The organism is Variovorax sp. W2I14 (assembly GCF_050435205.1).
GTDB classification, from domain to species: domain Bacteria; phylum Pseudomonadota; class Gammaproteobacteria; order Burkholderiales; family Burkholderiaceae_C; genus Variovorax; species Variovorax paradoxus_C.
Genome location: NZ_JBNDJX010000001.1, coordinates 5940103 through 5962191, shown reverse-complemented (window position 1 = coordinate 5962191; position 22089 = coordinate 5940103). Strand labels below are relative to the sequence as shown.

The following is a 22089-nucleotide window of genomic DNA, read 5'->3' as shown; positions in this document are numbered from 1 at the left end:
AGACACCGAATCCTCGGCTTTAGGACTAACAATTCATTCAAGTCGACGCCGATTCGCGGCGCGGCGTAATTAAGGCGCTAGAGCGCATCATCATGGCACTCGACATTGGTTTCCTAGATGCTCATGGCAAGCATGACTGCCGGCTCCAGTTTGAATGCGATGGCTATTATTGGTTTTTGCACCCTTGGTTCAAAGCGCTTTATCAAGAGACTGGGAAATACGTCGACCTATATGGCGATTGCCATCTTCACTCAGGAAATGGCTTGTTGAACTTGCATTCCAAAATATCAGAAGCACTCGTAGCAGCGCAGAGGCAGCCGTCAAACTGGGTAGTTCATACCGGGACACAGCTTCGCCCCAAGGTCAAGGAGCTTTATTCCACGGTGGACCGAAAACGAATGGTTCAAGTTATCGAGGAATTTCGGGCGCTGCTAGAAGAGGCCCACAATACAAATGCAACGGTTGTATGCCTCGGCGATTAAATGCGCTCTAACCTAGCGGTCGAGATAATTCGCGTCGGCAAGGCGCCGCGCGGTTCAGCTTCACATTGGGCGGCTGCTATCGGCATCTGGCCACTTCCGCTTCGGGCCCGAAGCTGCCAGTGGAGAATCCGAAAGCAGTCGTTCAATCTTGTTGTGAAGCAATGTGCACCTGACCACGTCGGCGCAGAAAAGCCGACGCAGCGGCAGCAAGCGCGTCATCTTCGATGATCTTCGCCATAAGCTGGCCGCGCTCGTCTACATAGCCAACGAGGTGCGAACCCAATGCGACCCAACGATCCAAGGAAACACCGTCGCTCATCAGCGACTCAACAAGGTTGTCGTCAGTAATCTTCATCAAATTCTCGATGGCTGGTTCTGGCCGAATGTAGCCTCGCGCCAGGCTGGGGCGCGTGAGAGTGGAAAGAGCTACGAGCGCCAGGTGCCTTCACCAGCGTGCAGCAGCGCAAAGGAATGGGGATGGACCAGAAAGCCATACAGTTTTCCTCCCCCCGAGAGGGGCTCCGGCATCTTGTCGGCTGTGTAGTAGCTGACCACCAAAACTGAATCTGCATCCGCGAGCGCAGCTTGCAGTGCGACGCGCTCTTCGTCAGTCAGGCGCGCACGCTCAATAAGGCTCTTTTGAGAGCTGAAGATATCGCCCTCACAGTACACGTGAGCCGAAGCCTCTGCCCAAAGCGGGTGTTCCGAGACAACGCCTCTCGCTCTGTCCGCGTCAGATGGGCTCACGTCTTGGCTCATGTCCGCTCCTTCGATTAAATGTCCGGTCTTGGCCGACTTTAGCCGGTAGCGCCGCCGTCGCGAAGGCTCAAAGCGGGCCTTAAAGTGACTCGCTATGTCTCGGCTCTTGCGCCCGGTTGGCAGGCAACGCGCCTGCCGCACACAGGTGTGAACACCCTCCGCGCGAACGCGGGGCGATTTAGCAGATGAAGATACAGGGCCCGCCCCCGTTTTTGCCCCCGCATAGGGCCTTGTGCCGGATGGGCGAGCAGGTTTACCCGAACCTGTTGTACAACTGAAGCGTCCACCCAGTACCGCCCGAGCGAGGCAGCCGACCATGACCGCCATCGAGACCCGCCTGATCGAACGCCTGAAGCAATTGCCGCCCGGCCGCGTGGCCGAGGTCTTGGATTTCGTCGAGTTCTTGGCCGCACGAGAGGAGAGGGCCCCAGCTGCCGCCCGCCTGGGCGAGGCCATGGCCAAGCTCGACTCACTGAATTTGGCGCCGCTGTCCGAGGAAGAGGTCGAGCAAGAGGTGCAGGCCTCTCGTCAGGTTCGGCGCCAAGGCGCCTGAGGCCCAGGCTCCGTACGCTTCGTCATCGACACCAACCTGCTCGCCTCGGTCCTCATGTTTGGCGGGCTGCCACGCCAGCTCCTGGATGCAGCGCGTGCCGGCGATTTCGAGTTGTGCACGAGCGAAGTCCTTCTGGCCTAGTTGCTCAATTTGCTCGGTCGCAGCAAGCTCGCTGATCGCATAGTTCAAGCCAGCCTGAGCCCGCAGATTCTCGTGGATGACCTGCGCAAGCTTGCCATCGTGGTCACGCCTACAAACGTGCCGCGCGTGGTGCCCACCGATCCCGATGACGACCACGTGCTGCCAGCGGCCCTGGCCGGCGCAGCCGACCTCATTCCCTCGGGTGACCGGCGTGATCTGCTGCCGCTGGGCAACTATGCGGGCATTCCCATCGTCAGCGCGCGCCAAGCCATGGAGCGGATCGCTCCCAGATAGCACGTCGGACGAGTTGCGCGTCCATGCCCGGGTGAGTAGTCGACGGGTTTGCGGGGCATGTCGCACCTGCCAGGCCCCATGTTCTTAATTCCCATGGCGGCCACGTCAGAGCTTTGCAGCCCGAGACACCACTCGGCCATCGCAACGATGGTTTTTTGACGGTAGCGCAAGAGCTCTGGGACACCAAGGACGCGCCAGTGGCTTTGAGCTAGTGCCTTCTCCCCTGCCTGGCTCGCTCGCTGTCCAGCGACTTCCTAATGCGCCTCGTTAACCCAGCGCTACTGCGATGCCGATGTCTTGCGATGTTCATTCCAGGGTCATGTGTGAAGCGGTGACGATCTGTGCCATGCGCGCGCGTTCTTCCTGCAGGAATCTTTCGAAGGCCGCGCGCGGCAGCAGCATCGGTTGCGCGCCGCCGCGTTCGGTCTGTGCGACGAGATCGGCATCGTCCTTGTAGGCGGCGATGGTCACCTCGGCAATGCGGTCGAGGATCGCGGTGGGCGTTCCCTTCGGGGCAAAGATCCCACCCCAGTGCTGCATCAGGATCGTCGGAAAACCCTGCTCCACCGTGGTGGGCACCTGCTTCAATGGTCCCGTGCGCTCGCGCGCCGCGAGGGCCAGCGCACGCAGCTTGCCCGACTGCACGAACGCCGCCACGCCGATCGGCGCTTCGGAGGCCAAGTCGACTTCGCCGCCCACGATGGCGTTGACCGTCTGCGAGCCGCTCTTGTAGTGCACCAGCGTCACGGGTACCCCGAGCGCCGACTCGACCATCTCGGCGACGAAATGCCCGGTGCTGCCGCTGCCAGCGGTGCCGAAATTGAGACGCCCCTTCGCACGCGCCCAGGCCTGCAGTTCCTTGAGGTTCTGCACCGGCACGCCGGCGTTGGTGACCAGCACCGACGGCGCGGTGCTGGTGCCCACGACCGGCGCGAGGTCGCTCTCCGCGTAGGGCATCTTCGGCCGCAGCAGCGCATTGGCGATGGCGCCGTTGCCGGCCGAGAGCCAGGTGTAGCCGTCGGGCGCGCTCTTGGCCACGTACTCCGAGCCGATGATGCCGCCCGCTCCGGGGCGGTTGTCCACGATGATGGTCTGGTTCAGCCGCTTGCCCTGGGCCTGCGCCATCGCGCGCACGTTGGTGTCGCCTGGGCCACCGGCGGAGAAGGGCAGCACCAGGCGGATCGGCTTGCCTCCAGGCCAGGGCTCCTGCGCGCGGGCGGGCATGGCCGCGGCGCCCGCAAGGGCCAGCAGGCCGAGAGAGAAGCTGCGGCGATCGTGGCGAGGCGATGTGTTCTTCATGATGGCTTGTTTCCTTTCAGGGACCGCTTCAGTCGAAGGCCGCCGCAACCGGCGGCGCCAGCAGCGCGAGCAGCTCGCGCACATCGGGCAAGTCTTCGATGGAGCGCGTCATGTCCTCGATGGCCCGCTGTCGCGCGCTGTCGATCAGTCCGTCGGTCAGCATGCGGTACTTGGCCGCGACCGCGTCATCGGACTGCGGCGACTCGATGGCGCGCGAGGCATTGCGCTCGATCTGGATGCGCTGACCGTCAGTGAAGGTCACGGCCAGCCGCACGCGGCCGCGCTTGAGCGGTCCGCCCGCATCGAACTCGGGCTGGTGCCGCACCTCGATGCGCGGCAGCAGCGCCCACACGTCGTCGGCATCGATGCGTGCCGGCGCGAACTGCCTGACCATCGCCGCGCCGTCGAGTACCGCGACCGCCAGTGCGTAGCCGATGTTCATCTGCGCGCCGATGGGCGTGAGCGGCCGCTCGGGCACCCACCAGCCGTGGTGGTAGACCGCATGGCTCACCTCGACCTCGATGCGCGCGATTTCCTCGGCCTTGAGCTTGCGCTGCGCGCCCGCATCGAACAGCGCATCGAGCGGCGAGTGGATGCCGCCCATCGCCGCATAGGGCTTGATGACGATGCGCTCCACCTCCCAGCGCTCGCCCAGCGCCTCGGTGATCTTCGAGGCGTCGGGATCGTGGCCTTCGCCGAACGTGGAAAGAAAGCCGCCGTACTCGCGCTCGAACACACGCTTGATGCCGGTGTAGCCGCCTTCCGCCAGCACCGCCGCATAGAGCCCGTTGCGCGCCGAGAAGCCGTGGTGCATGCGCTTGCACATCGCCTCGTACTGCGCGGCCATGAGGCCGGCCGACTGCGTGCCCGCGAGCCCCAGTGCGTCCTCGAAGCGCGCCGCATCCAGTCCCAGCAGCTTGCCCACCGAAGCGGCCGCCGCGTGCGTGCCGAACACCGACCCCGAATGCCAGCCGCGCGACAGCATCTGCGCGCCATGCAGCGCCATGCCCACGCGCGGGCCGACTTCGTAGCCGGCCATCGCGGCTTCGAGGAACCGCCGGCCGCTGACCTTCAGTTCGCCCTCCGAGGCGGCCCACAGCGCGGGCAGCACGATCGATGCGCTGTGCAGCGGGCCGAGCGGGTGGTAGTCGTCCAGCTCGAAGCCCTGGATGAAGGTGCCGTTGAGCAACGCCGCGCCTGGCGCGCTGGTGCGTGCGCCCCAGCCGACGATGGTGCGATCGCCGCGGCCTTCGAACTTCTGCACGATGTGGGCGGCGGTGCGCGACCACGGCAGTTGCGCGCCGACGATGGCGCAGGCGATGCCATCGAGCGTGAGCGCCTTGGCGCGCTCGCGGGCGGAAGCGGGCGCGTCGTCGAGGCGAAAGCCGGCGAGCCAGTGCGCGAGGCGCCCGGTGGGACCCGCGGGGTCGGTGGCGTGGGTGGTGTCAGGGGTGGGAGCGGCTGCTTGCATCAAGGATTTCCGTTTCGATGAGTGAGGGGCTGGCTATTCGAGCGGATAGAGCTTCACGAGCGCAGCGAGGCGATCGCTCTCCTGGCGCACCTGCGCGGCGAACGCGGCCGGCGCATTGACCACCGGCTCGGCGCCGGCCGCGGCGATGGTCTTCTGCACATCGGTGTCTTTGACCGCCTCGCGCAGCGCGACGACGATGCCTTGCGTCACGCTCGCCGGCGTGCCCTTGGGCGCGAACAGCCCGAACCAGGTCACCGACTGGAACTGCGGGTAGCCGGCCTCGGCGGTGGTCGGCACCTCGGGCAGCGCGGCTGCACGCTTGGGCCCTTGCGTGGCGAGGATCTTCAGCGTGCCGGCCTTGTAGTGGGGCAGCGCGGCGGTGATGCCGGTGAACGCCATGTTGACGTTGTTGGCGATCATGTCGGTCACGATCGCGCCCGTGCCGCGGTAGTTGACGACGATCAGGTTCGGCAGGCCCGCCTCGGCCGCGAGCTGTTTGGCCGAGATGCGCGCCGTCGACTCGCCGGTGCCGAGCGAGCAGGGCTGCGCGGCCGTCTTGCAGTACTGGACGAACTCGCCGAAGGTCTTCACCGGCAGCTTCGCGCTCACGACCACGGCGGCGGGCGATTGCGAGACGGCGGTCACCGGCTCCAGCCGCGCGAGCGGGTCGATGCCCTTGAGACCCGGCGTGTATTTGGTGACGACGATGGAGGGCACCTGGAGCAGCAGCGTGTAGCCGTCGGGCCTGGCTTCCATCACGCGGCGTGTGCCGATGAGGCCGTCGGCGCCGGGCATGTTCTCGACGACCACCGGCTGCTTCCAGATCACGCCGAGCTGCTTGGAGACGGCGCGCGCCGTGGCGTCGGTCCCGCCGCCTGCCGAGTAGGGCACAACCAGCGTCACTGGGCGGTCGGGCTGCCAGGCTGTTTGGGCAAGGGCGGGTGGCCCGAGCGAGAGCAAGGCGGCTGCGGCAAGCAGGCCGGTGCCCGGTGGTGGCTTTCGATTTCTGAAGCGTTCGAGGATCATGTTGTCTCCGTCTTTTTGAACTGAATGGAACCGGGGGCGTGCAGCAGGTTCAGGGCGAAGGTGCGATCGGGCGACCTCGCCAGTCCCGGCGGTAGGCCCCATCGACCCGGCCGCGCGCCAATGCGTGCACGCGCAGCCAGGGCAGCAGCGTGGTGTCGCGCGACAGGCCTGCGGGCGGGGCCGTACCGAGCGCGTAGAGCTGGAACACATAGCGGTGCGGACCGTGCCCGGGCAGCGGGCGGGGGCCGTCGTATCCGTCGCGGCCGAGGCCGTTGGGCGCCAGTGCCACACCTGCAGGCGCGTGGCCGACGTTCAGTGCGCCTTCGGGCAATGCATCGAGCGGGCGCGGCCCCCACGCCAGCAAGTGCGTGATGGCGCGTGACATCGGCACGTCAGGGTCTTCGCACAGGAGCAGCCAGTGCGTGGCCTGCGGTGGCAGGGCATTCCATGCGAGCGCGGGGGAACGGTTGTCGCCGACGCCCTCCCCCGCATGCCGCAGCGCCATCGCGGCGCCATGCGCGAAGTCCGGGCTGCGCAACGCGAGCGTGACAGGCAGCTTCGCCAGCACATCGTCGCTGGAGGCCAGGCTCGCATCGCCGGCATGCCGGCCGCGCGTGAGGAGGCCGGCCCAGCGCAGCACCCAGGGGTGATGCCGCAGCGAAGGCGTGGCGGCGGCGTTCAAGCGGCGGCTCCTTGCACGACGGGCCAGGCCCAGGGGCGGCGCACCCGGTCGGCCTGCTGCCATTCGCGAATGAGTGCATCGTCCTTCAGCGTGAGGCCGATGTCGTCCAGCCCGTGCAGCAGCGCCTCGCGGCGCAGCGGGTCGACGTCGAAGGGCGACACTCGTCTGTCGGGTGCGGTGACGGTTTTCGCATGCAGGTCGACGGTGACTGGCGCGCCTCCCGCGCACTGCGCGGCCAGAGCCTCGACCTGCGCCATCGGCCAGCGCACCGGCAGCACGCCGTTCTGGAAGCAGTTGTTGAAGAAGATGTCGCCGAAGCTCGGCGCGATCACGCAGCGGATGCCCAGCCCCATCAGCGCCCAAACGGCGCCTTCGCGCGAGGAACCGCAGCCGAAGTTCTCGCCGGCCAGCAGCACGGGGGCATTGCGAAAGGCCGGCTGGTTGAGCACGCAGGCCGTATCTTCGCTGCCGTCCGGCCGAAGGCGCAGCGCCTCGAAGGCGTAGGGGCCGAGCTGGTCGCGCTGGAACGCGGTGAGCCGCTCGATGCGCACGATCACGTCGGTGTCGACGTTGGCGCGCATCAGCGGTGTTGCGGCGCCGGTGACTGCGGTGAAAGGCGTCATGGTCATGCGAGCGTCCTCACGTCGGTGATGCGGCCGGTGACGGCGGCGGCCGCGGCCATCGCGGGGCTCGCGAGGTGCGTGCGTGCACCGGGCCCCTGCCGGCCGACGAAGTTGCGGTTGGAGGTGGACACGCAGCGCGCCTGCGGCGGCACCTGTTCGCCGTTGGCGGCCACGCACATGCTGCAGCCGGGTTCGCGCCACTGGAAGCCGGCAGCCTCGAACACTTCGCGCAGCCCTTCGGCCTCGGCCGCGCGCTTGACGTTCTCGGAGCCGGGCACCACCCAGGCGGTGACGCCGTCGGCCACGCGCCGGCCGCGCGCCACGTCGGCCGCGGCGCGCAGGTCGGGCAGGCGGGAGTTGGCACACGAGCCGATGAAGACCCAGTCGACCGGCGTGCCCGCGATGGCCGCGCGAGGCGCAAGGCCCATGTAGGCGAGCGCGGCCTCGATGGCGCCGCGCGTTGCCGCGTCCGGGGCGCTGGCCGGGTCGGGCATGTGGCCGTCGATGGCGATGGCATCCTCGGGGCTGGTGCCCCAGGTGACGGTGGGCGCGACCGCGGCGGCGTCGATGACCTCTTCGCGGTCGAACTGCGCGCCTTCGTCGGAGGCCAGCGAAAGCCAGTGCGCAGCGGCCGCTTCGAAGACCGCGCCCGTGGGCGCGAAGAGGCGTCCGCGCACCCACTCGACAGTGCGTTGGTCGGGGGCGATGAGCCCGAAGCGCGCGCCCAACTCCACCGTGAGGTTGCACAGCGTGAGCCGCGCCTCTACGTCCAGTGCGCGCACCGCCTCGCCCGCGAACTCGATCGCATGGCCCACGCCGGCCGCGGCGCCGAGCGTGCTGATGATGTGCAGCGCCAGGTCCTTCGCGGTGACGCCCGCGCCGAGCACACCGTCGCAGCGGACGCGCATGCGCCTGGGTTTCTGCTGCCGCAGCGTCTGGGTGGCGAGGGCGTGCGTGCTTTCGGAAGAGCCGACGCCGAACGCCAGCGCACCGAGGCCGCCGTTGGTGCACGTGTGGCTGTCGCCGCAGATCACCGTGAGGCCGGGCAGCACGATGCCCAGCTCGGGCCCCATCACATGCACGATGCCTTGGCCCGGCTGGCCCAGGTCGTAGAAGCGCACACCCGATTTCGCGCTGAGATCGCGCAGCGCGCCGTGCAGTCGGCCGCCGAGCGGGAAGGTGCCGGGGGTGCGGCCCGGCTGGCTCGAGGCGGCGTGATCGGGCGTGGCGAAGTCAAGCTCCGGGTTGTGCAGCGGCAGCCCGCGCGCCGCCACCTCGGCCATCGCGGGCGGACCCGAGAGGTCGTGCAGCAGGTGGCGGTCGATGTGCAGCAGCGCCCAGCCGTCGCCGAGCTCGCGCACGACGTGCGCGTCCCAGAGCTTGTCGAACAGGGTGCGGGGCATGTCAGCGCTGCTCCATGGTCGCGCCGGCGTTGAAGCGAGTGCGCAGGGCGTCCCACTCGTCGGCACCGAAGCGGCGGAAGGTCTGGGCCACCGTGGCGTTGACGGTCGGCGCGCGGAATGTGGCCTTGAGCTCGGCGAGGGCCGCGTCGCCCGCCTCGATGGTGGCCTTGAGCATCAGGCCGGGAAGGATCGCGAGCTTGTAGCCCATGGCTTCGGCTTCGCGCAGGTCGAACACCGGCGTTCGGCCGCCCGGCACCACGTTGAGCAGGCAAGGGCCTTTGACGCGCTTCGGCACCGCAGCGACTTCCTCTGGCGTCTGCGTGGCTTCGACGAAAGCCATGTCGGCACCGGCTTCCAGCGCGGCGTTCGCGCGGGCGATGGCTTCGTCCAGGCCGAGCATGGCGCGCGCATCCGTGCGCGCGATGACCACGAAATCTTTCGAGCGCCGGGCTTCCACGGCGGCGCGGATCTTCGAGACGAACTCCGCCTGCGAAATCACCTCCTTGCCGTCGAGGTGGCCGCAGCGCTTGGGCGAGACCTGGTCCTCGATGTGGATGGCCGCGACGCCGCGCGCCTCGTACTCGCGCACGGTGCGCGTCACGTTCAGTTCGTTGCCGTAGCCGGTGTCCGCGTCGGCGATCAGTGGAATGGCCACCGAGCGCGCCATGACCGCGGCGTTGTCGACCATCTCGCTCATCGTGAGCAGGCCGAAATCGGGAAAGCCGCGCGCCGCCGAGGTGCCTGCGCCCGTCATGTACACGGCGGCGAAGCCGGCCTGCTCGATCAGGCGCGCGCCGATGGCGTCGTAGGCGCCGGGGGCGATCACCATGCCGGGCGCGTCGAGCAGCCGGCGAAGCGTGGAAGAGGAAGTCATGGCGGCGTTGTCCCGTGCGAATCGGCGGAGTTTATGTGTTTATATTCTAAATACAACTCACCGAAAGTCGCAAGCCGCGAGCCGACCGCCATCCAGGCGCCTTGCTATGCTCGGCGCCCAACCTCCTTCGCCATGGCACGTCCTCCCGCACCCGCTCCTTCGTTCGACCGCGTCCCTGGCACCTCGCTGCACCGGCAGCTGTTCGTGGTGCTGCGCGACGAGATCACGCGGGGCGTCTATGCCTCCGGCGCGCTGCCGAAGGAAGCGGCGCTGTGCGAGCGCTTCGGCGTCTCGCGCATCACGGTGCGGCGCGCGCTGTCCGACCTGGCTGCGCTCGGGTTGGTGGAGCGCCGCCACGGCCTGGGCACCTTCGTTCGCACCGACCTGCCGAAGGCACGGGCGCAGCCCAGCCTGGGGCTGGTCGACGGGCTGCGCAAGACGGCGCTCGAAACCGATGTCGAGGTGCTCGAGGTGGCGCAGGCCGTGCCGCCGCACGAGGTGGCTGCCGCGCTGCACCTGGACGCCGGCGAAAAGGCGGTGCATGCGCTGCGCCTGCGCAGCATCGACGGCACGCCGGTGATGCTGACCGATGCCTGGGTGCCCGCGCGCCTGGGCAAACGGGTCTCGGCCGCTGCGCTGCGCAAGCAGGCGCTCTACGAGATCCTGCTCGCGCAAGGCGTGAAGTTCGGCCGGGTGGTGCAGGAGATCACGGCCGAGGTGGCTGAGCCGGCGCGTGCAAGGCTCTTGAACCTGGAGACCGGCGCGCCGCTGCTCAAGTTCGTTCGCCTGCTTCACGATCTCGATGCGCAGCCGGTGCAGCACCTCACCGTGTCGCTGGCGGCCGAGCGCAGCCGCATCCTCATGGACATCCCGGGCGAGACGATCAATACGCTTTCCGCGGGTCAGGTGGTGCACGATGTGCACCCGGCCCCTGCGAGGCGACATCCCTAGCTCATAGCAAGCGTCCGCTCAAACTACGACGGCCGAGTCGTGGTGAACCACGTCTACTTCATTGCCTGGCCAAAGAAAACAGGGCTGGCCGCGGAAAGGGCGAATGCGCCAGCTGTTGCCGTGTCTGCATCGTCGAACTGCAGGCACCTTCGAGGACGAAGCCAAGGTCACCGACAACAATTTTCCCGGCCATCTACACGCTCGTACCGCAACCGGGAGCCCGCAGCGACGCGCAACTCATACGCGATACAGACCTCCCGCTGATCAATTCCGTGCCATCACGATCTCGTCGCGGATCTGTTCGGCCGTCTTCGGTTCACGCGGCACGTGGGTCTCCTCACGATGGAGGGAGCCCGTATCGCGCGTCAGTCTTCGAGGTCGAACTGCATCTGCAGCGTCCGGATGATCTGCGCGATGTCGGCCCGGTGGGTGCCGCGGTCGCTCACGACGCGGACCGTCCAGTTCGGACCGCCCTCCTCGGACGGCATCCCGATGACGCCGCCCCGGTGCACGTCGGTCTGCTGGCCTCGAAGGCCCGGCAGGGCTTCGATGCGCTGAATCAGCATCTGCTTCAGCTGCGTGGCGGTGCGTACGGGTTTGCTCGGCATCGTCAGGCCACTCCCTCGCGCAAATCGAGCACGCTTCGCGCAGCGAACATTGCTTCTGCGAAGGCTTGTTCAGTATTCGCGGCGGGCGACCGCTTGAGTCCCACAGGCTTCTCGTCAGCAATCCGAAATACCCAGCTGTACTTTCCGTCCACCAGGACGACTTCGACTGAGATACGCCTGCCGCGGTACTCGAATACTTCTTGCGTCACTGCTTCCCACTCCAGGATTCAAATGAAAGTATTTTGAACCTCCTCGGCACCTCCTTGGCTCGCCAATCGCGTGACCCTTGAACTTGGCCGTGAGGGCGAAACACATAGACCAAGAACGCGATTCCGAATCGCACACCGGCGTGTATTGCGGATTCACCTCCAAAATCTTGCACTGTCTCCACCGCTAGCTCGCCCGCTCTGCGGCCCACTTGTAACGATCGCAGTGAGCGCCGCGGCCGCGCTGGTCAAGGCCTTCTTTTAGTGCAAGCAAGCAGGAGCTTCAGGCGTTCGCTAGCGAGAGAACGCAAAGCGCGGACTTGCGCCGCTGAGCTGCGCTGACTCTCTGCAGAGCCATTTCGGATGCAATCGAGCAGATCCTTTTCCGCATTCCTTGCACGCAGTTCTGCTTCTCTCCAAAGCTGGTATTCGGGGCTTTCCCGCACAAACAGTCTCCTCAAGAACCGATCAACTAATCGACTGGCCCACATCCCTCCTCGCAGGCTTGCCCGGCCTTGATGCGCGAGTGACCCGCCGCCGACCCTCGGGTCCACTCCGGCGACTCGCCTCTCGGGAGATCGCCGCTACACCTGCAGTCTCACGTTGACCGCCGGCCCGTCCGGCCGGCTGCGCGCCACCACGACGACCCGCCCTTCCTCGATGCGCTGGAAGTGCAGATTCACGCGGCCGTCGCCCACCTGCAGGTCCAGCAGGCGCAGATGGTCGATGTCCGTCGGCAGGCGGGGATGCACGATTTCCAGCTCGCGGCGGATGCCGTCCACGCGCAGGCCGAGGCAGGCCTGCAGCAGCATGAACGCCGAGCCCGCCGCCCAGGCCTGCGGCAGGCAGGCCACGGGGTAAGCCACGGGGCCCTGGCCCGGCTGCCGTTCGAATCCGCAGAAGAGCTCGGGCAGCCGCATACCGAAATGCGCCGCCGCCTCGAACAGGTTGTCCAGGATGCGCACCACGCCGTCGCGCTCGCCGTAGTGCGCCATGCCCGCGGCGCACAGGGCCACGTCGTGCGGCCAGACCGAGCCGTTGTGATAGGACATCGGATTGAAGCGCACAGCCTCCAGCGGCAGCGTGCGGATGCCCCAGCCCGATTCGAAGGCCGGCGACAGCAGCTGCCGCGTGACCGCAGTCGCGCGCCCGGGTGTCGGCACGCCAGCGAACAGCAGGTGCCCCGCGTTCGACGAGCGCACCGCGCAGGGCCGGTTCTCGCCGTCGACCGCGAGCGCATAGAACTGCTGCTCCGGCAGCCAGAACTGGCGCTCGACCGCCTCGGCCACCTCTGCCGACCGCTGGCGCCAGTGCACCGCACGGTCGTCGCCGCGCAGTTCCGCCAGGCTCGCCATTGCCAGGAAGGCCGCGGCGGCGTAGCCCTGCACCTCGACCAGCGCGATCGGGCCTTCGGGCGAGCGGCCGTCGGCGTGGAAGATGGAATCGTGGCTGTCTTTCCAGCCCTGGTTCGCCAGTCCGCTGCGCTCGCCGCGCTGATAGGCCAGCAGCCCGCCGGGATGCCGCGCCATGCTGCGCTCCATCCATTCGCAGGCCGCGACGAGCGCGGGCCAGATGCCCTCGATGGCCGCGCCGTCGCCGGTGCGCTGCATGTAGGCGCCGGCCAGCGCCACGAAGAGCGGCGTGGTGTCGACGCCGCCGTAGTACTGGCCGAAGGGCAGTTCGTCGACCGCCGCCATCTCGCCCTTACGCGTCTCGTGCATGATTTTTCCGGGCTCGGCGTCGCGAAAGCTCGAGGTCTGGTGCGCCTGCCGCGCGGCAAGGAACTTGAGCACGCCGAGCGCCAGCATCGGATCGATCCAGAGCGTCTGGAAAGCCGTGACGATGGCGTCCCGTCCGAACGGCGTCGAGAACCACGGGATGCCCGCGTAGGGGTACGGCCCCGTGGCCATGTCGGTGGTGAGCAGCGCCAGGTCGGCGCGAGAGCGCTCGAGCCAGCTCTGGAACAAGCGCCCCGATGCCAGCAGGCGCGAGCCGCGGCGCTGGCGCGCGCGCATGCGCCAGCGCGCCAGCACGCCCGCCTCGCGAAAGCGCTCGGCCCCGGCCGCCGCGGGTTCGGTGCCCACCTCGATGTAGAGCGTCCATGCGCCGCGTGCGGCAAGCGTGACCTCGAACGCCGCGCCGTCCGCATCCAGGCGCTGCGGCGGTTCGGAGAAATCGATGCATGCGCTGCGCAGCACGGCGTCCAGGCCGCGATAGCGCAGCACGATGCCCCGCGCGCCGAGCTCGGGCGTGCCGAATTCGCCGCGCTGCGGGCGCACCTGGCCGCGCACTTCGAACATGTCGCGGAAGTCCGCGGCGAAGCGCAGGCTCAGCGGTGCGCGCGCGGGCTGGTCGCTGTAGTTGACGAGCCGCAGCCGCTCGAACATCCGCGCGCCCCACAGGAAACGCTTGCGCTCCAGGTGGATCACGCCCTGCGGGGTCGACGTCGAGCCGAGCACCGGCAGCGGCCGGTTGGTGAGGTTGGCAGTGAAGTAGACGTTGTCGCGGCTCACGCCGCTGGACAGCAGCGAGGGCCGGGTTCCGCTCAGCCGCAGCACGAAGGCCGAGAGCATGCGGGTGTCGTGATGGAACAGGCCATCGACGCCGCCGCCGACGTCGCCGTGACCGTCTATCACGATGTAGGTGTCGGCCTCCTTCAGCACGAAGGCATGCTGGACCGCGCGTTCCGGCGCCGCTTCGGCCTGGTCGGTTGCGGGTGTCTCGCTGCTCATGCTGATGCGAGCTCGCTGCAGAGCGCTTCCGCCGACACGGCGGCGCTGCCGTCGTCCTGGCCGAGGAGCCGGCGGTACTGCGCTACGTAGGCGCTGGCCATCGCGCGTGCCGAGAAGCGGCGCTCGAAGGCGTCCCGCACGCGGCGCCGGTCGAGCCGGTCGATGGCATGCACCGCGTCAACGGCCTGCGACATGTCGTCCACGATGAGGCCGCTCGTGCCCTCGTCGATGACCTCGGGCACCGAGCCGCAGCGCCAGCCGATCACCGGTGTGCCGCAGGCCATGGCCTCGATCATCACCAGCCCGAAGGGCTCCGGCCAGTCGATCGGAAACAGCAGCGCGCGGGCGCCGCCGAGAAACGCCGACTTCTCGGCGTCGCCGATCTCGCCCACGAACTCGATGGACGGGTCGCCCTGCAGCAGCGGCCGGATCACCTGCTCGAAGTAGTTGGCGTCCGCCGCATCCACCTTGGCCGCGATCTTCAGCGGCATCCCCGCCCTGCGGGCGATCTCGATGGCGCGGTCGGGCCGCTTCTCTGGTGAGATGCGTCCGAGGAACGCGAGATAGCCGCCGCTGCGCGGCTCGAAGCGGTAGGCCGATTCGTCCAGGCCGTGAGGCACGGTCGCGAGCCAGCTGGCGAATGGAATGGGCTTGCGCTGGTGGCGCGAAATCGAAACCAGCGGATAGCGGTTCCACCGTCGGTAGACCACCGGCAGGTCCGCGATGTCCAGGCGGCCGTGCAGCGTGGTGAGCGTGCGGTGCGCCATGTCCTCGAAGAAGGGAAAGTGCAGCAGGTCGACATGAAAGTGCAGCACGTCGAATTCGTGTGCGCGGCGCTTCAGTTCGCCCAGCATGTGCAGGTGGCTGGCGAGGTCCGACTTCAGCGGTGCCGGGTCCAGGCGCAGCGCCTGCGCGCGCATCGGCGCGAGCTCGGCGCGGGTGCGGGTGTCGGCGGAAGCGAAGAGGGTGACCTCGTGGCCGAGATCCACCAGTGCGTTGGCAAGGTGTGCGACGACACGCTCGGTGCCGCCGTAGAGCCGCGGAGGCACGGCTTCGTAGAGAGGCGCGATCTGCGCGATCTTCATCGTCAAGACAATCTCCTCGAAAGGGAATGAATAAACAAGGATGAGGGCGAAGATGGAAGACAGGGCTTCCGGCCGGAATGTAGCGGCGGGCGCGAATTTTTCAACAGGGCCCGCCATGGAAACCGCGGCGCTGCCGAACGCTCAAATCCTTTTTGGCCGACGTTGTTCTCCTTTCATTTGTGGAGGTGCGAATGAACCTTTTCGAAACCATTGCAGGCCATGCGGCCGCGATGCGCCTGCCGCTCTATGCGGTCACGGTGACCCGCGTGGCGAGGCGCGACGATGCGGCGCTCCTGTCCCTTCATTGGCATGGCTTCCTGCGGCGCACGCCGTTGAAGATTCCCGGCGTGGACCTGCCGCCGCGGCCTGTGGCCCAGTCGATGGCGCGCCTGGACATGTCGGGCGAGCGGCTCGATGGGCTGGAGAACGCGCTGCTCGAAGCGGCATGGCAGCTCGGCGCGTGGGACCTGGAGCGCGTGGTGCGCCCCGCGTGGTGGCGGCTGGGCGTGCCGGCGACCGAGGTGAGCGAGGCGCTGCGGGCCTTCGGCTACGTGAATGGTGACTTGGGCGGCGACGAGCCGGCGCAAGGCGACCACACGATGGCGGAGGCGCCCGACCGTGAAGAGATGCTGCGCGAGGCCGGCCGGCGCGGCTATGTGCGCTGGCTCTTCAGGCCGCGCAAGTGCGGCATCTGGTCTGCAGTGCATGACGGCTCCGACGAAACCCTCGACAGCACCGGCGGCCGGACGTTGCCTTGCCCAGTGGTTGCCGGGCCGCCGCGGGAAACTGAGCCCCAGCGTACCGTCTACCGGCTCGGCCGCGCAAGCGGATTGCAGCTTCGTCGCAGCTGAAAAAAACAGTCACAAAAAAAATCGTGTTCGCAGCCTCTTGAAGGCGCGCGCCGAAGCCCATAGCTCTCGCCCGCTGGCGCTTGCAAGCCGGCAAAAGGAAACGAACCGATCGCGCCGCCGGCGGGTGGCGCGGGTTCTCTTTTTGATGACCTTATCGCACAGGAGATCGAACATGAAACTTCATCCTCTCTACGACCGGGTGATCGTCAAGCGAATCGAACAGCAGCGCAAGACGGCGTCCGGCATCGTGATTCCGGATTCGGCCGCCGAGAAGCCCGAGCAGGGCGAGGTGGTCTCCACCGGCCAAGGCAAGCTGCTCGCGGACGGCACGCTGCGCCCCCTGCATCTGAAGGCGGGCGACCAGGTGCTCTTCGGCAAGTACGCGGGCCAGACGGTCAAGGTGGACGACGAGGAGCTGCTGGTGCTGCGCGAGGACGACGTCCTTGCCGTGATCGACAGCGGCGAGCGCGGCAACCTCAAGCGCGTCGCCTGACACGCCCGCGCATCGTCCGCTACAGACAGACAACCGATGAGTGAAGAAGAAGGAGCAATCTCGAAATGACTGCCAAAGACGTCCAGTTTCATGACAACGCCCGCCAGCGCATCGTCGCGGGCGTGAACATCCTTGCCGATGCGGTGAAAGTGACCCTGGGTCCGAAGGGCCGCAACGTGCTGCTCGAGCGCAGCTACGGCGCGCCGGTCATCACGAAAGACGGCGTGTCGGTCGCCAAGGAAATCGAGCTCGCCGACAAGTTCGAGAACATGGGTGCGCAGATCGTCAAGCAGGTCGCCTCCAAGACGGCCGACGTCGCGGGCGACGGCACCACCACCGCCACGGTGCTTGCGCAAGCCATCGTTCAGGAGGGCATGAAGCACGTGGCCTCGGGCATGAACCCGATGGACCTCAAGCGCGGCATCGACAAGGCCACGGCCGCCGTCCTGGACGAGCTGCACAAGCTCTCCAAGCCCATCTCTACCGGCAAGGAAATCGCGCAGGTGGCCGCGCTGTCCGCCAATTCGGACGAAGCCATCGGCAAGATCATTGCTGACGCGATGGAGAAGGTCGGCAAGGAAGGCGTGATCACCGTGGAAGACGGCAAGTCGCTCGACAACGAACTCGACGTGGTCGAGGGCATGCAGTTCGACCGCGGCTACCTGAGCCCGTACTTCATCAACGACCCCGAGAAGCAGGTGGCGCACCTGGAAGATCCGCTCGTGCTGCTGCACGACAAGAAGATCTCCAACATCCGCGAGCTGCTGCCGGTGCTCGAGGCCGCCGCCAAGGCCGGCAAGCCGCTCTTGATCGTGGCCGAGGAGGTCGAGGGCGAGGCGCTCGCGACGCTGGTGGTGAACTCGATGCGCGGTGTGCTCAAGGTCGCGGCCGTGAAGGCGCCGGGCTTCGGCGACCGCCGCAAGGCCATGCTTGAGGACATCGCGGTGCTCACCGGCGCCACGGTGATCTCCGAGGAAACCGGCAAGCAGTTGGACAAGGCCACGCTCGACGATCTTGGCAGCGCCAAGCGCATCGAGGTGCAGAAGGAGAACACCATCATCATCGACGGCGGCGGCGACCAGAAGCGCATCGATGCGCGCGTGAAGTCGATCCAGGCCCAGATCGAGCAGGCCACCAGCGACTACGACCGCGAGAAGCTGCAGGAGCGCGTTGCCAAGCTCGCGGGCGGCGTGGCGGTGATCCGCGTGGGCGCGGCCACCGAGGTCGAGATGAAGGAGAAGAAGGACCGCGTCGACGACGCGCTGCATGCCACGCGTGCGGCGGTGGCCGAAGGCATCGTGCCCGGCGGCGGCGTGGCGCTGCTGCGCGCGCGTGCCGCGATCTCCGGACTCAAGGGCGCCAATACCGACCAGGAGGCCGGCATCCGCATCGCGCTGCGTGCGCTCGAAGCGCCGCTGCGCGCCATCGTCGCGAACGCGGGCGTGGAGCCTTCGGTGGTGGTGGCCAAGGTGCTCGAAGGCAAGGGCAACCACGGGTACGACGCAGCCACCGGCGAATACGGCGACCTGGTCGAGCTCGGCGTGGTCGATCCGACCAAGGTGACGCGTACCGCGCTGCAGAACGCCGCGTCGATCGCGGGGTTGATCCTCACGACGGACGCGACGGTCGCGGAACTGCCGAAGCCGCAGAAGGCGCCTGCGGTTCCGGCAGGCGGCGGCATGGACTTCTGAGTCCGGGCATGGCGGGCCACGGCGCATCGGGATCCCGGTGCGCCGCGCGCCTTGCCATGCCACGCCGGCGCGTCGCGCCAAGGGGCAGGAGCAGGAGCAGGAGCAGGAGCAGGACAGCTTCAACGCCTCGATGCGACCGCCGGAGCCGAGCTTGCGCACCAGGCCGCCTTCGCGGCTGTTTGGTTCGAAGCGCACGGTGCGGTCCTTGCACACGGCGTGTTCATACACCTCCAGCGTCGCGCGCGGACCGACGCTCACGCTGTCGATGTCGATGTCGCGCTTGAGCTGGCGTGCAGTGCCCTTGTCCTGCGCTGGACCTGGGCCGGGCCGACGAGGGTGGCCACGTGGACTGGAAGTCGCGCTTCGTGGGTGCGTTACTGGGCAGGAGAACGATGTGCAGCTGCGCGTCATCGCTACGGCCATCTGCAGGTCCGACTTGTACATTTTCCGAGGCAGATTCCGGACATGGAGTCCGGTAACCTCCCGCTCACAAATTCATGGGCAGCGTGGAGAAAACCGGCAAGGGCGTGAAGCGGCTGAAGGTGGGCGACCGTGTGGTCGTGCCTTCCACCATGGCCTGCGCCCACTGCCATGAGCGCGCTGATGCAGCGCCTCGCCGAAGCTGCGTGTGTGCCACAACAACATGCAGCGAACAGCGCCTGACGAGCCTGGCATGGTGCAGCTGCAGCTTCTCGGCTCCGCCGTCGCTGGCTCCTCGGCAGGCCGCTGAGGCTTCTTGAAAAGGCACGAGGCATTTTTTAGAGCTGGCGCGAGAACTTAGCCCCGCACTCAATGACACGGCGGGGCTCACCGAAACGGCTACCTCGGTCGCAGCGGACCGCGCTGTCGCAACTTCGCATGCTTCTCACGATTGCGGCTCATCCGCGCCAGGAACGCGCTTACAAGACTGACGATGGCGAACTCGATGATCTGCTGCATTAATGCGGTCTTGGCCTTGTGCGTTTGAGCCTCGATCATCCGTTGTTGCTTCCCGACCTCCGACGTCACATGGACGGTGGAGTCGGTCCCTTTTTCGGCTTGCAAAGCAGCCGAATCCGTAGCAGCCTGCGCCTTGGCAGCGGCCACCGAACCATGGGCGGTGGCATAGACCTTGGTGAACTCGGCGCCCAGCAAAAAAATCTGTGCGGCGTAGTACACCCATGCCAGCAACACCACCAGGGAGCCGGCCGCAGCAAACGATTCGTTGACACCACTCTTCCCAAGATAGAGCCCGATCAGAACCTTTCCGACCTCAAAAAGCACGGCGGTCACGATGGCGCCGATCCAGACGTCATGCCAGCGGATGGGCGCGCTTGGCATGAACTTGAAGATCATCGCGAACAGCAGGGTCAGGATGCCCAACGAAACCAGGACATTGAGTCCCTGGAGCAAGGTTTCCCAACCCGGAAACAAGCCCATGCTCCAACTGCCCATGGCCGCCAGGCCGGCGCTGACGATGAGCGAGACCATCAGCAGGAACGCAAGCCCGAGGATCAAGCCGAACGACAGCACGCGCGCGCGCAAGATGCCCCATACCCCCTTGGGCTTGACCCGCTCCGGCACATGCCAGATGCGGTCGAGCGCACTCTGGAGTTCGGCAAAGACCGTGGTGGCGCCCAGGACCAGAACGAAAATGCTGATTCCGCCGGCGATGAGCCCTCTAGAAGGTTCGCTCGCGCTTTTGACAAGCCCTTGGACAGCGAGCGCGCCCTCCTCGCCAATCAGCCCGGAGAGCTGAGCCGCAATCTGCCCCTGCACCGCCTCGGCGCTGAACAAGGCTCCCGCCACCGCGATGACGATCACCAGCAACGGCGCCAGCGAGAACATGGTGTAGTAGGAGATTGCTGCACCCATGCTCGGCGCGAAGTCGTCGATCCATGCCGTCACAGCGTCCCTGCACAGGCGATAAAGCTGCATGGAATTCGGCTTGAGAGTTGAGGCGGTCACGGCAGGCTCCGAGTACGGCGCCAGTTTTGCGCAGCCTATGTCGTCGACCATCCGTCAACTGCGCACGCAGCGGTAGGCGGAAAGCGCGCCCATCGCGGCGATGAGTTCGCCCCGCTGCTTCCAGCTCCGGCTGCAGCTCCGATTCACCGCCCGATGTCTCAAATCGACGAAGCATGGGAATCATCTGCACCATCCTCACCGGATTCGTCGCCTGGCTCGTTGCTCGTGCGCATCCGGCAAGGACGGCCCTGCAAGAAGGCAGGCGGAGAGGCCGCGCACGATGCGCTCAATAACCTGCAATCCCCGAAGCTACGACGCTTGCCGGGACCATCGGCTGCAACCTGCCCTATCAATGGGGGTCAAGAGCGTCTCTGTTGAATTCTGCCGACCTCTGACCCCCCGGGGGGGGCGGACGCGAGGCGGTCGACTCGTACATCCGCTGGTGCTCTCTCAGCCCTATCGAATACCGGGTGAGCCTTGGACTTGCGGCATAAAACCAGTCCAAGTTTTTTCCGTACCCCCTTACTGCTCTGACCGGGTCAATTTTCGGCGGCAACCAACAGACTGCGTTCGGTCATTTGACCGCTCCACCCGTTGACTCGCCGCGGAGGCCATCGAGATAGTCAGCCCATCGTTGCATCATTTCCTTTCGCGCCGGTAGGTGCGCCGTGCGGTTGTAGGCGCGTCCGTTGGCATCCTTCACCGCATGGGCCAGTTGGTGCTCGATGAGGTCAACGCGCTCGCCCAACACTTCATCCAAGATCGTACGCGCCATGGCGCGGAAGCCGTGGGCAGTCATCACGTCCGATCCATAGCCCATGCCGCGCAAAGCGGCATTGATGGTGTTCTCGCTCATGCAGCGCTCTCCGGTGCGAATCGATGGAAACACGAAGCGGCCATGGCCCGTAATCGGCTGAACGGCCTTCAGTATCTCGACGGCTTGACGAGAAAGCGGCACCAGATGCTCAACCCCCATCTTCATCCTTGCACCCGGGATGCGCCACTCAGCCGCGTTGAGGTCGATTTCCGCCCACTCGGCCGCGCGCAGTTCGCCAGGTCGCAAAAACACCAGCGGAGAGAGCCTCAGCGCCGCTGCAGTCGTAGGGTGTCCAGCGTAGCCGGCAACGGCGCGCATGAGCTGCCCTACCTGTTTGGGTTCGGTGATGGCGGCATAGTGAGTCGTGTTGACTGACACCAGAGCACCGCGCAGGTCGGCCGTTACGTCGCGATCGACGAGCCCTGTTGCCACGGCGAAGCGCAGCACCTGCGAGCAGATTTGAACGATGCGATGGGCGCTCTCGTGGATGCCACGGGCTTCCATCTTGCGGGCCACCTTGTCCAGCACGTCCCTGGCCTTGAGGTCAGCAACCGGCATCCGGCCGATGCCAGGAAAAACATCCTTTTCCAACCAGTTGGTGACTTTCGCTTGCGTCGCGTCTGCGCGCTTGTTCGAGGTTTTATCGAGCCACTCTCTGGCGACCGCCTCGAAGGTGTTGGCCGCGGCGTTCGCCTTGGTCAGCTTTTCTTCGCGCTTGGCCTCGCTGGGGTTGATGCCATCAGCCAGTTGCTCACGGGCCTTATCGCGGCGTTGGCGGGCCTTCGCCAGTGACACCTCAGGGTAGACACCGAGCGCCAGCGTCTGAGGCTTCCCACTGATCCGATAGTCCAAGCGCCAGTACTTGCCGGCGGCCTTGACCCTCAGGTACATGCCGCCACCATCGGCGTAGCGCTCGCCGATCACCGAGCCCTTGTGCTTCACCTGCTTCACGAACGTGTCTGTCAGCGCCATCAGTCATCCTCGGTTGTCGGTACCTCGATTTCCGCCCTCTGCGGGATACCGACAGAAGTACCGACAAAGTACCGACATGGGATGCTACGGGCTGCGAAGCGCTGAGGCAAAGAAAAACCCGCTGCGCCT

The 22089-nt window shown here is 66.6% G+C and carries 22 protein-coding genes and 1 pseudogene; 8 read left to right on the top strand and 15 right to left on the bottom strand.

Annotated features, from left to right (window positions below; translation table 11 throughout):
- Positions 1 to 92: 92 nt before the first annotated feature.
- On the top strand, positions 93 to 482 hold the full coding sequence (locus tag QF040_RS27920) for a hypothetical protein (RefSeq protein ID WP_429613675.1): 390 nt from the start codon (positions 93 to 95) through the stop codon (positions 480 to 482).
- Positions 483 to 624: 142 nt separating this feature from the next.
- Here QF040_RS27920 and QF040_RS27915 read toward each other — a convergent pair whose 3' ends face one another.
- A complete protein-coding gene (locus QF040_RS27915) occupies positions 625 to 837 on the bottom strand; it encodes a hypothetical protein (RefSeq protein ID WP_429613674.1) in 213 nt (70 codons plus the stop codon).
- Between the two features lie 71 nt (positions 838 to 908).
- A complete protein-coding gene (locus QF040_RS27910; RefSeq protein ID WP_429613673.1) occupies positions 909 to 1241 on the bottom strand; it encodes a hypothetical protein in 333 nt (110 codons plus the stop codon).
- Between the two features lie 316 nt (positions 1242 to 1557).
- On the opposite strand from QF040_RS27910, the gene QF040_RS27905 reads away from it, so the two are divergent.
- Together QF040_RS27905 and QF040_RS27900 are read left to right on the top strand one after the other, a co-directional pair.
- Complete coding sequence (locus tag QF040_RS27905) at positions 1558 to 1794, top strand: DUF2281 domain-containing protein (protein ID WP_429613672.1); 237 nt, start codon at positions 1558 to 1560, stop codon at positions 1792 to 1794.
- A 141-nt stretch (positions 1795 to 1935) separates the two neighbouring features.
- Positions 1936 to 2229, top strand: a complete 294-nt coding sequence (locus QF040_RS27900; protein WP_429613671.1) for a PIN domain-containing protein — start codon at positions 1936 to 1938, stop codon at positions 2227 to 2229.
- Between the two features lie 306 nt (positions 2230 to 2535).
- Here the strand turns inward: QF040_RS27900 and QF040_RS27895 are convergent, their stop codons facing one another.
- Genes QF040_RS27895 through QF040_RS27865 form a run of 7 tightly spaced genes read right to left on the bottom strand, consistent with a single transcriptional unit; the run spans position 2536 to position 9607 of the window.
- A complete protein-coding gene (locus QF040_RS27895; RefSeq protein WP_429613670.1) occupies positions 2536 to 3528 on the bottom strand; it encodes a tripartite tricarboxylate transporter substrate binding protein in 993 nt (330 codons plus the stop codon).
- Between the two features lie 28 nt (positions 3529 to 3556).
- Positions 3557 to 4999 (bottom strand): MmgE/PrpD family protein, encoded by a 1443-nt coding sequence (locus QF040_RS27890; RefSeq protein WP_429609169.1) that lies wholly within the window; start codon positions 4997 to 4999, stop codon positions 3557 to 3559.
- 33 nt (positions 5000 to 5032) lie between these two features.
- The gene (locus tag QF040_RS27885; RefSeq protein WP_429609168.1) at positions 5033 to 6025 is read right to left on the bottom strand and encodes a Bug family tripartite tricarboxylate transporter substrate binding protein; all 993 of its coding nucleotides are present in this window, start codon (positions 6023 to 6025) and stop codon (positions 5033 to 5035) included.
- Positions 6026 to 6074: 49 nt separating this feature from the next.
- Positions 6075 to 6707 (bottom strand): YbhB/YbcL family Raf kinase inhibitor-like protein, encoded by a 633-nt coding sequence (locus QF040_RS27880; protein WP_429609167.1) that lies wholly within the window; start codon positions 6705 to 6707, stop codon positions 6075 to 6077.
- Positions 6704 to 7330, bottom strand: a complete 627-nt coding sequence (gene leuD / locus QF040_RS27875) for a 3-isopropylmalate dehydratase small subunit (protein WP_429614584.1) — start codon at positions 7328 to 7330, stop codon at positions 6704 to 6706. Before leuD ends, QF040_RS27880 begins: the two co-directional genes overlap by 4 nt.
- A 2-nt stretch (positions 7331 to 7332) precedes the next feature.
- The gene (leuC, locus tag QF040_RS27870) at positions 7333 to 8733 is read right to left on the bottom strand and encodes a 3-isopropylmalate dehydratase large subunit (RefSeq protein ID WP_429609166.1); all 1401 of its coding nucleotides are present in this window, start codon (positions 8731 to 8733) and stop codon (positions 7333 to 7335) included.
- Position 8734: 1 nt separating this feature from the next.
- Positions 8735 to 9607: an isocitrate lyase/PEP mutase family protein gene (locus tag QF040_RS27865; RefSeq protein WP_429613669.1), complete on the bottom strand. Its 873-nt coding sequence runs from the start codon at positions 9605 to 9607 to the stop codon at positions 8735 to 8737.
- A gap of 132 nt (positions 9608 to 9739) precedes the next feature.
- On the opposite strand from QF040_RS27865, the gene QF040_RS27860 reads away from it, so the two are divergent.
- Entirely contained in the window at positions 9740 to 10558 is an 819-nt protein-coding gene (locus tag QF040_RS27860; protein WP_429613668.1) for a GntR family transcriptional regulator, read from the top strand.
- 365 nt (positions 10559 to 10923) lie between these two features.
- Here QF040_RS27860 and QF040_RS27855 read toward each other — a convergent pair whose 3' ends face one another.
- From QF040_RS27855 to QF040_RS27840, 4 genes are all read right to left on the bottom strand, one after another.
- Positions 10924 to 11166 (bottom strand): hypothetical protein, encoded by a 243-nt coding sequence (locus QF040_RS27855; RefSeq protein WP_307511095.1) that lies wholly within the window; start codon positions 11164 to 11166, stop codon positions 10924 to 10926.
- 2 nt (positions 11167 to 11168) lie between these two features.
- Entirely contained in the window at positions 11169 to 11375 is a 207-nt protein-coding gene (locus QF040_RS27850) for a hypothetical protein (protein WP_429613667.1), read from the bottom strand.
- 581 nt (positions 11376 to 11956) lie between these two features.
- On the bottom strand, positions 11957 to 14104 hold the full coding sequence (locus tag QF040_RS27845; protein WP_429613666.1) for an amylo-alpha-1,6-glucosidase: 2148 nt from the start codon (positions 14102 to 14104) through the stop codon (positions 11957 to 11959).
- A complete protein-coding gene (locus QF040_RS27840; RefSeq protein ID WP_429614701.1) occupies positions 14101 to 15189 on the bottom strand; it encodes a glycosyltransferase family 4 protein in 1089 nt (362 codons plus the stop codon). Before QF040_RS27840 ends, QF040_RS27845 begins: the two co-directional genes overlap by 4 nt.
- Positions 15190 to 15380: 191 nt before the next feature.
- Here QF040_RS27840 and QF040_RS27835 point away from each other — a divergent pair, with 191 nt between their 5' ends.
- The 4 genes and pseudogenes from QF040_RS27835 to QF040_RS27820 all read left to right on the top strand — a co-directional run.
- Positions 15381 to 16040 carry a diguanylate cyclase gene (locus QF040_RS27835; RefSeq protein WP_429613665.1) on the top strand — a complete coding sequence of 220 codons (660 nt, stop codon included), beginning with the start codon at positions 15381 to 15383 and terminating at the stop codon, positions 16038 to 16040.
- Positions 16041 to 16212: 172 nt separating this feature from the next.
- Positions 16213 to 16533: a co-chaperone GroES gene (locus QF040_RS27830; protein WP_307613184.1), complete on the top strand. Its 321-nt coding sequence runs from the start codon at positions 16213 to 16215 to the stop codon at positions 16531 to 16533.
- 65 nt (positions 16534 to 16598) lie between these two features.
- Complete coding sequence (groL, locus tag QF040_RS27825; RefSeq protein WP_429610486.1) at positions 16599 to 18224, top strand: chaperonin GroEL; 1626 nt, start codon at positions 16599 to 16601, stop codon at positions 18222 to 18224.
- 494 nt (positions 18225 to 18718) lie between these two features.
- A pseudogene (locus QF040_RS27820) lies at positions 18719 to 18964 on the top strand (alcohol dehydrogenase catalytic domain-containing protein); the annotation flags it as partial.
- 79 nt (positions 18965 to 19043) lie between these two features.
- Here the strand turns inward: QF040_RS27820 and QF040_RS27815 are convergent.
- Together QF040_RS27815 and QF040_RS27810 are read right to left on the bottom strand one after the other, a co-directional pair.
- Positions 19044 to 20171: a YihY/virulence factor BrkB family protein gene (locus tag QF040_RS27815; protein ID WP_429613664.1), complete on the bottom strand. Its 1128-nt coding sequence runs from the start codon at positions 20169 to 20171 to the stop codon at positions 19044 to 19046.
- A gap of 574 nt (positions 20172 to 20745) precedes the next feature.
- Complete coding sequence (locus QF040_RS27810; RefSeq protein ID WP_429613663.1) at positions 20746 to 21960, bottom strand: tyrosine-type recombinase/integrase; 1215 nt, start codon at positions 21958 to 21960, stop codon at positions 20746 to 20748.
- Positions 21961 to 22089 lie beyond the last annotated feature (129 nt).

What these genes read in the sequence shown, in the direction of transcription:
- QF040_RS27920 (WP_429613675.1), top strand. Translation starts at nt 93, where the DNA reads ATGGCACTCGACATTGGTTTCCTAGATGCTCATGGCAAGCATGACTGC.
- QF040_RS27915 (WP_429613674.1), bottom strand. Translation starts at nt 837, where the DNA reads ATGAAGATTACTGACGACAACCTTGTTGAGTCGCTGATGAGCGACGGT.
- QF040_RS27910 (WP_429613673.1), bottom strand. Translation starts at nt 1,241, where the DNA reads ATGAGCCAAGACGTGAGCCCATCTGACGCGGACAGAGCGAGAGGCGTT.
- QF040_RS27905 (WP_429613672.1), top strand. Translation starts at nt 1,558, where the DNA reads ATGACCGCCATCGAGACCCGCCTGATCGAACGCCTGAAGCAATTGCCG.
- QF040_RS27895 (WP_429613670.1), bottom strand. Translation starts at nt 3,528, where the DNA reads ATGAAGAACACATCGCCTCGCCACGATCGCCGCAGCTTCTCTCTCGGC.
- QF040_RS27890 (WP_429609169.1), bottom strand. Translation starts at nt 4,999, where the DNA reads ATGCAAGCAGCCGCTCCCACCCCTGACACCACCCACGCCACCGACCCC.
- QF040_RS27885 (WP_429609168.1), bottom strand. Translation starts at nt 6,025, where the DNA reads ATGATCCTCGAACGCTTCAGAAATCGAAAGCCACCACCGGGCACCGGC.
- leuD (WP_429614584.1), bottom strand. Translation starts at nt 7,330, where the DNA reads ATGACGCCTTTCACCGCAGTCACCGGCGCCGCAACACCGCTGATGCGC.
- leuC (WP_429609166.1), bottom strand. Translation starts at nt 8,733, where the DNA reads ATGCCCCGCACCCTGTTCGACAAGCTCTGGGACGCGCACGTCGTGCGC.
- QF040_RS27865 (WP_429613669.1), bottom strand. Translation starts at nt 9,607, where the DNA reads ATGACTTCCTCTTCCACGCTTCGCCGGCTGCTCGACGCGCCCGGCATG.
- QF040_RS27860 (WP_429613668.1), top strand. Translation starts at nt 9,740, where the DNA reads ATGGCACGTCCTCCCGCACCCGCTCCTTCGTTCGACCGCGTCCCTGGC.
- QF040_RS27855 (WP_307511095.1), bottom strand. Translation starts at nt 11,166, where the DNA reads ATGCCGAGCAAACCCGTACGCACCGCCACGCAGCTGAAGCAGATGCTG.
- QF040_RS27845 (WP_429613666.1), bottom strand. Translation starts at nt 14,104, where the DNA reads ATGAGCAGCGAGACACCCGCAACCGACCAGGCCGAAGCGGCGCCGGAA.
- QF040_RS27840 (WP_429614701.1), bottom strand. Translation starts at nt 15,189, where the DNA reads ATGAAGATCGCGCAGATCGCGCCTCTCTACGAAGCCGTGCCTCCGCGG.
- QF040_RS27835 (WP_429613665.1), top strand. Translation starts at nt 15,381, where the DNA reads ATGAACCTTTTCGAAACCATTGCAGGCCATGCGGCCGCGATGCGCCTG.
- QF040_RS27830 (WP_307613184.1), top strand. Translation starts at nt 16,213, where the DNA reads ATGAAACTTCATCCTCTCTACGACCGGGTGATCGTCAAGCGAATCGAA.
- groL (WP_429610486.1), top strand. Translation starts at nt 16,599, where the DNA reads ATGACTGCCAAAGACGTCCAGTTTCATGACAACGCCCGCCAGCGCATC.
- QF040_RS27810 (WP_429613663.1), bottom strand. Translation starts at nt 21,960, where the DNA reads ATGGCGCTGACAGACACGTTCGTGAAGCAGGTGAAGCACAAGGGCTCG.